This is a genomic window from uncultured Sphingomonas sp. (genome assembly GCF_946477935.1).
Classification (GTDB): domain Bacteria; phylum Pseudomonadota; class Alphaproteobacteria; order Sphingomonadales; family Sphingomonadaceae; genus Sphingomonas.
On record NZ_CAMLAC010000181.1, the window covers coordinates 1 to 7,268 of the forward strand.

At 66.6% G+C, this 7,268-nt stretch carries 7 protein-coding genes; 5 read left to right on the forward strand and 2 right to left on the reverse strand.

Features of this window, described 5'->3' with window-relative positions:
- The 5 genes from Q0U08_RS15505 to cyoD all read left to right on the forward strand — a co-directional run.
- Positions 1-327, forward strand: a 327-nt coding sequence (locus tag Q0U08_RS15505) for a hypothetical protein (RefSeq protein WP_298092424.1), incomplete at its 5' end; no start/stop codon positions are given.
- Between the two features lie 45 nt (positions 328-372).
- Complete coding sequence (gene cyoA / locus Q0U08_RS15510; RefSeq protein ID WP_298092426.1) at positions 373-1,242, forward strand: ubiquinol oxidase subunit II; 870 nt, start codon at positions 373-375, stop codon at positions 1,240-1,242.
- Positions 1,239-3,251, forward strand: coding sequence for a cytochrome o ubiquinol oxidase subunit I (gene cyoB, locus Q0U08_RS15515; RefSeq protein WP_298092428.1), 2,013 nt, complete (start codon positions 1,239-1,241; stop codon positions 3,249-3,251). Before cyoA ends, cyoB begins: the two co-directional genes overlap by 4 nt.
- Positions 3,248-3,895, forward strand: a complete 648-nt coding sequence (locus Q0U08_RS15520; RefSeq protein ID WP_298092430.1) for a cytochrome (ubi)quinol oxidase subunit III — start codon at positions 3,248-3,250, stop codon at positions 3,893-3,895. Before cyoB ends, Q0U08_RS15520 begins: the two co-directional genes overlap by 4 nt.
- Complete coding sequence (cyoD, locus tag Q0U08_RS15525; protein ID WP_298092431.1) at positions 3,892-4,302, forward strand: cytochrome o ubiquinol oxidase subunit IV; 411 nt, start codon at positions 3,892-3,894, stop codon at positions 4,300-4,302. Before Q0U08_RS15520 ends, cyoD begins: the two co-directional genes overlap by 4 nt.
- 9 nt (positions 4,303-4,311) lie before the next feature.
- On the opposite strand, the gene treA is transcribed toward cyoD, so the two are convergent.
- Positions 4,312-5,838: an alpha,alpha-trehalase TreA gene (gene treA, locus Q0U08_RS15530; protein ID WP_298092432.1), complete on the reverse strand. Its 1,527-nt coding sequence runs from the start codon at positions 5,836-5,838 to the stop codon at positions 4,312-4,314.
- The coding region (locus tag Q0U08_RS15535) for a glycogen debranching enzyme (RefSeq protein ID WP_298092433.1) at positions 5,835-7,268 on the reverse strand (1,434 nt) is incomplete at its 5' end. The genes Q0U08_RS15535 and treA, both read right to left, overlap by 4 nt.

Consider the following 7,268-nt stretch of genomic DNA (forward strand, 5'->3'; position numbering starts at 1 on the left):
GGGCTCGGAGATGTGTATAAGAGACAGCATATGGTGTTGGGGATCATCGTCGGGATCGTGTTCCTGGCAGGGTGGATGCTGGAGGCGGACGAGATCCGCATGGTGCTGATGGCGGCGCCCGACGTGATGGGGCTGGTGCCGCTGATCGAGATGGGGACGCTGACCGATCTGGTGGCGGCACTGGCGGGCGCGTCGGTGGCGGCGCGGATGCGCGGTGTCGGGTCATGGTTGCGGGCGCGGCTGGGGCGGGAGCAACGGCGGCGGCGGAGCGTGCGAGTGCGACAGGATGACGAGCCCGGGCCGATATGGGGAGTGGCTTGGGGCTAGCCGGCCGGGCGGAACGATCGAGGGGCAGCATCGTTGACGCGCGGAATGACCGCGCCCCTTCGCTTCGCCAGCGCCTCTCCGCTGTGCCTGTTGGCGCTTGGCGGCTGTCGTTCGGGGGTGCTCGACCCGGCAGGGCCGATCGCAGCGGGCGAAGAGTCCCTGTTGTTCAACTCGCTGGCGATCATGCTGGGGATCGTCATCCCGGTGATCGTCATGGCCATCGGCTTCGCCTGGTGGTTCCGGGCGGGCAATGAACGGGCGCAGCATCTGCCCAAATGGGCCTATTCGGGGCGGCTGGAGCTGCTGGTCTGGTCAATCCCGGCGCTGGCCATCGTCTTTCTGGGCGGAATCGGCTGGATCGGTGCCCATGAATATGACCCGCCGAAGCCGATCGCGTCGCGCGCAAAAGCCATGACGATCGAGGTGGTGTCGCTCGACTGGAAATGGCTGTTCCTCTACCCCGAACAGGGGATCGCGACCGTCAACCGGCTGGTACTGCCGGTGGGCGTGCCGGTGCGGTTCCGCATCACCTCCGCCACCGTGATGAACAGCTTCTTCGTGCCGCAACTGGGCAGCCAGATCTATGCGATGGCGGGAATGGATTCGACGCTGCACCTGCGTGCCGACCGGCCGGGGCGGTATCGGGGACTGTCCGCCCATTATAGCGGCGAAGGATTTGCCGACATGGATTTCATCGCGCACGCCGTACCCCCGGCGGCCTTTGCGCAGTTCGTGGCGGCGGCGCGAGGGCAGGGGCCGGTGCTGGACTGGCCGGGCTTCGTGGCACTGAACAGGCAGAGCACGGATGTGGCACCCTATAGCTACCGTGCGGTGCAGCCGCGGCTGTACGACACCATCGTCGCGCGGTCCGGTGCGCCGGTGAGCGAAACCGCGCATGACGGGCGGGAGCATTGACCCTGTTCGGTAAGCTGGGCTGGGACGCGATCCCCTTTCACGAGCCGATGCCGCTGATCGCGTTCGGCGTGGCGGTGTCGGGCATCCTGGCGCTGCTGATCTGGACGTGGCGCGCGGGGCATTTCCCCTATCTGTGGCGCGAATGGATCACCTCGGTCGATCACAAGCGAATCGGGGTGATGTATTGCCTGATGGCGGGTGTGATGCTGCTCCGCGGTTTTTCCGATGCGCTGCTGATGCGATCGCAACAGGCGATGGCGCAGGGCAATGGCGGGTATCTGCCGCCCGAGCATTACGACCAGATCTTCTCCGCACATGGCACGATCATGATCTTCTTCGTGGCGATGCCGTTCATGATCGGGCTGATGAACTTCGCCGTTCCATTGCAACTGGGCGTGCGCGACGTGGCGTTCCCGACGCTCAATTCGGTCAGCTTCTGGCTGACCGCGAGCGGGGCGCTGCTGATGAACCTGAGCCTGGTCATCGGGGAGTTCGCGAAAACCGGTTGGCTGGTCTATCCACCGCTGTCCGAACTGCGCTTCTCGCCCGGTGTCGGGGTCGATTATTATCTGTGGTCGCTGCAGATATCGGGCGTCGGCACGCTGCTGTCGGGCGTAAATCTGGTCACCACCATCCTGAAGATGCGCGCGCCCGGCATGGGCTATACCCGGATGCCGATGTTCTGCTGGACATCGCTGGCCTCCAACCTGTTGATCGTGGCGGCGTTTCCGATCCTGACCGCGACATTGGCGATGCTGATCCTGGACCGGTATCTGGGCTTCCACTTCTTCACGAACGAGCTGGGCGGCAACCAGATGATGTTCGTGAACCTGATCTGGGCCTGGGGCCATCCGGAGGTCTATATCCTGATCCTGCCGGCGTTCGGCATCTTCTCGGAGGTGGTATCCACCTTTTCGGGCAAGCCCTTGTTCGGATACCGGTCGATGGTGATCGCCACCATGGTGATTTGTATCCTGTCGTTCATGGTGTGGCTGCACCATTTCTTCACGATGGGCGCCGGGGCCGACGTCAACGGTTTCTTCGGCGTGACGACGATGATCATCGCGGTGCCGACGGGGGTGAAGGTCTTCAACTGGCTGTTCACCATGTATGGCGGGCGCATCCGCTTCACCTCGATGATGCTGTGGTCGATCGGGTTTATCGTCACCTTTGCGATCGGGGGGATGACGGGCGTGTTGCTGGCGGTGCCGCCCGCGGACTTCGTGCTGCACAATTCGCTGTTCCTGGTCGCGCATTTCCACAACGTCATCATCGGCGGGGTGCTGTTCGGGGCCTTTGCCGGCTTCACCTACTGGTTCCCCAAGATGTTCGGCTTCATGCTGGACGAGCGTTGGGGCAAGCGGGCGTTCTGGCTGTGGCTGTCGGGCTTCTACCTGGCGTTCATGCCGCTCTACGTGCTCGGCTTGATGGGCATGACGCGGCGGATGCAGCATTATGACGTGCCCGAATGGCAGCCATGGCTGATCGCGGCGGGTGCGGGCGCGCTGCTGATCGCGGGCGGCATCGCGTGTCAGGTGATGATGCTCTATGTCTCTATCCGCGATCGCAAGCGGTTGCTGGACGAGAGCGGCGATCCCTGGGACGGGCGGACCCTCGAATGGATCACCGCCTCGCCGCCGCCGACCTTCAACTTCGCCGCGCTGCCCGACGTGACGGGCGAGGATGCCTATTGGGAGCTGAAGTCCAAGGCGCGCGAGAAGAAGGAATTGAGCGAGCGGCCCGACTATGAGCCGATCGAGATGCCGCGCAACTCGCCGACCGGGATCATATGCGCCGTGTTCGCCACCGCGATGGGCTTTGCGCTGATCTGGCACATCTGGTGGATGGTGATCGCCGGCTTCCTGGGGGCATGGGCGACCTTTGTCGTCTTCGCATGGCGGGACGAGCCCGAATATGTGATCTCTGCCGACGAGGTGAAGCAACAGGACGATGCGCGGCGCCAGGGCAAGGCGACGCTGCTCAACCTGCCCGAAGAGGCCGCGACATGAGCGGCGCGGCCGACGCCAGCCGCCACGGCGATCCGCACAAGCTGGGGCATGGCGAACGCCCGGCCAGCGAGCGCGGGCCGGCGCCCAAGCGCATCGTGGTATCCTACGGCTTCTGGATCTTTTTGCTGTCGGACTTCATCATGTTCTCCGGCTTCTTCGCCGCCTATGCGGTGCTGGTCGGTGAGACGGCGGGCGGGCCGACGGGGCGCGACATCTTCGAGGTGCCGCTGGTCGCGACCGAGACGGCGTTGCTGCTCGCCTCCAGCTTCACCTGCGGACTGGCGGGCATCGCGATGCTGGCGGAGAGCCGGCGATGGTTCCAGATCGCGATGGCCGCCACCGCCGTGTTCGGGTTCGGTTTCCTGTCGCTGGAGGCCTATGAGTTCCTGCACCTGATCGGTGAAGGCCATGGACCGTCGCGCAGTGCCTTCCTGTCCGCCTTCTTCGCGCTGGTCGGGTGCCACGGCGTCCATGTCACGCTGGGCATGCTGTGGCTGACGACGATGATGGCGCAGGTCTGGGCCAAGGGGTTTCGCGAGGATATCGCGCGACGGATGATGTGCTTCAGCCTGTTCTGGCATGCGCTGGACATCGTTTGGGTGGCACTGTTCACCATGGTCTATCTGATGGGGACGCACGGATGAGCGATACCCGCACCGACGACAGCGGCAGCGGCGGTCTGGACGAGACACCGCAGGACGACAAGGCACCCGGCAGCCGGTCCGCCGAGCATGACATCCCTGCGGCGCTGCGCAGCTATGCGATCGGCTTCGGGCTGGCGGCGATGCTGACCGCGGCAAGCTTCTATGTGGCGACGAGCGACCTGATATGGGGGCCGGGTATCCCCGTTGCGCTGGTCGCGCTGGCGATCGGCCAGATGGGGGTGCATCTCGTCTTCTTCCTGCACATCACGACGGGGCCGGACAATACCAACAACGTGCTGGCGCTGGCGTTCGGCGTGTTGATCGTCGGGCTGGTCCTGATCGGGTCGCTGTGGATCATGAACCATCTGGATCACAACCTGATGGGACATGGACTGATGGCGCCCTGACTTCGGGAGTCAGCGCTCCGCCAGTAGCGCGCGGGTGACGCCGTTGGTCCAGCCGAAGCCGTCCTGATTGGGATATTCGCCGCCGCCGCCGGGGCGACGCTCGCGCACGTCATATTTTTCCAGCAGCTTGCCGCTCGATGCATATTCGCGCTGCACCGAGGCGAGCCATGCCGCCTTGATCCGGTCGGCGGGGGCGGCGTGGCCGTAGCGGCGCAGACCCTGGATCGCGATCCATTGCAGCGGTGCCCAGCCATTCGGGTCGTCCCATTGCTGGCCGCTTTCGGTGAGGGTGGTGCGCAGGCCGCCCTGGCCGATGAACGGGGCAAGTGCCTCGGCGGTCGCGGCGGCTTGCTGCGGACTGGCGGCGCCGACGAACAGGGGGAAGGCCATGGCGGCGGTGCGCGCGTCGGCGACACTGGCCTTGTCGAGATCATAATCGGCGAAATAGCCGCTGGGGTTCCACATCAGCCGCCGGATCGCGGCGTCGCGTGCGGCGGCGCGGGCGGCGTAGTCGGTGGTGCAGGCGGTGTCCCGCAGGGCCTTGCAATTGGCGGCGATGGTGCGCTCCATCCCCAGCATCAGGCTGTTGAGATCGACGGGCACCAGCCGCGTGGTGCGGATGGTGGCGAGGCTGCGCCCGTCCGCCAGCCAGCGCGAGGAGAAGTCCCAGCCGCTTTCCGCCGCGGCACGCAGGTCGCGGTAGAGCTGCCCCGCGTCGCGATTCGGCGTGGCGGCGGCGAGTTCGGCATCCTCGCGGTAGCTTTCGTCGCGCGGATCGGCGCGGTCGTCCCAATAGCGGTTGAGGAGCGTGCCATCGGCGAGGCGCACGGCGCGGGCATGCTGCTCGCCGGGTTTCAGCCGCTCGGCGCCGGCCATCCAATAGGCGTGTTCGGCACGAAGCTGGCGGGTGCGGGTCGCCAGCGTTTTCGCGTCGCGCGACATCGACTGGATGAGATAGAAGACGGGCGGTTGCGAGCGGCTGAGATAATAGGTGCGCGTACCGTTGGGGATATGGCCGAAGCGATCGATCAGGCTGCCGAAATTGACCACCTGATCCTCGACCAGATCCTGCCGGCCGGCAAGCGGCAGGCCGAGCATCGAGAACCAGCTATCCCAATAGTACATTTCCCGGAACCGCCCGCCGGGCACGACATAGCGGCGCGGCAGCGTCAGCGCCGAGGAACCGGGCGCGACCTTGGTGGTGATGCGGGTAAGCTGGGGCCAGAGCTGATCGATATGCTGGGCGATCGGCAGGCGCTGTTGCGTGGTGCCGCTGGGCGTGATCGGCAGGGTGAAGTTGGCGAGGACGAAGGCGCGCAGCTTCGTCTTGTCGGTGGCGCAGTTGCAGGCGCGGTAGGCGGCGAGGATCGGGCGGTCGCCGCGGCGGGGCTCGGCATCGGCGAAGGTTTTGGAGTCGGGGAAAAGCTGCGCCATCTGCACGTCCCGGTAGAGAACACCGAAACGCTGTGCCGGCGACAGCGGCGTGGCGGCGAGTGTCAGCAGGGCGAGCGGCAACAGGGCGAAGCGGGTCTTCAAGGGCGGCTCTCCAGCAAGGCGGCGCGCGACAGCGTCACGCGGGCGTTCGGACGATCGATGCGCAGGATCAGCGTTTCCGTCGGCATGGGGAGCCGCAGAACGAAGCCTTGCGCCTCGGCCCAACGCTCGGGCGTCATCGGGCGGTCCGAGAGGTCGCGCCAGTCGGCGCCGGCCAGCCATGCGGGGTCGGCAAGGGGGGTGGCACGGCGGAAGGCGGAAAGCGCCGCGACGAAATCCTCCAGATCGGTATCGCGCGCCGTCCAGTCGATCCACGTCGTCTCGTTGTCCTGGGCGTAGGCGTTGTTGTTGCCGTGCTGGCTGCGGCCGAACTCGTCGCCTGCGGTCAGCATCGGCGTGCCCTTCGAGGCGAAGAGCGTAGCGAGCATCGCGCGCGCGGTGGCGGCTCGGGCGGCGCGGATCGCGGGCTGGTCCGTCGGGCCTTCCGCGCCGTGATTCCAGGCGATTTCGTCGGCATGCCCGTCGCGGTTTTCCTCGCCATTGGCATGGTTGTGGCGGTGGGCGTGGGCCAGCGTGTCGGCGAGGGTGAAGCCGTCATGCGCAGCGAGGAAGTTGACCGAGCGGGTGGCGGGGGCGGCGAAGAGGTCGGAGGAGCCGGCGAGGCGGGTGGCGAGCGTGCCGGCCGCACCGTCACCGCGCCAGAAGCGGCGGACATCGTCGCGGTAGCGGTCGTTCCACTCCAGCCATGTGGCGGGGAAACGGCCCAACTGGTAGCCGCCGGGGCCGATGTCCCAGGGTTCGGCGATCATGATGCGCGAGGCGAGGTCGGGATCGGCGGCGATCTCGGCGAAGATGGTCGCGTGGGCGTCGAAGCCGGGATTGCGGGCCAGGACGGGTGCGAGATCGAAGCGGAAGCCGTCGACGCCGGCGCGCGCGAAGTGGCGGAGGGTGTCGAGGATCAGCGCGCGGATGTGGGGGCGTGCCGTGGCGAGGGTGTTGCCGGTGCCGGTGTCGTTGATCAGCGTGCCGTCGGGTGCGGCGGCATAGGCCTGTGGGTCGTAGCCGCGGAAGGACAGGGTGGGGCCGTGTATGTCGCTTTCGCCGGTGTGATTGAAGACGAGGTCGAGGATGGTGCCGATGCCTGCACCGCGCAGCGCGGCGATCGTCGAGACGAGTTCGGCGACGCCGCCGGGAACGAGACGCGGGTCGAGCGCCATCGGGACGACGGGGTTGTATCCCCAGGCATTGGTGAGGCCGAGGGCACCCAGGTGCCGTTCGTCGATCCAAGCGGTGATCGGCATGAGTTCGACCGCGGCGACGCCCAGCTTTTGCAGATGGGCGATGATCGCGGGGTGGGCGAGCGCGGCGAGCGTACCGCGCTGTTCCGGGAGCACGTCCGGGTGGCGCATGGTGAAGCCGCGGACGTTCAGTTCGTAGATGAGGCCGCCGGGCTGGAAGAGACGGGGTGGGGG

Bases quoted from the DNA above. Each gene is read 5' to 3' on its own strand.
- cyoA (WP_298092426.1), top strand. From the start codon at position 373: ATGACCGCGCCCCTTCGCTTCGCCAGCGCCTCTCCGCTGTGCCTGTTG.
- Q0U08_RS15520 (WP_298092430.1), top strand. From the start codon at position 3,248: ATGAGCGGCGCGGCCGACGCCAGCCGCCACGGCGATCCGCACAAGCTG.
- cyoD (WP_298092431.1), top strand. From the start codon at position 3,892: ATGAGCGATACCCGCACCGACGACAGCGGCAGCGGCGGTCTGGACGAG.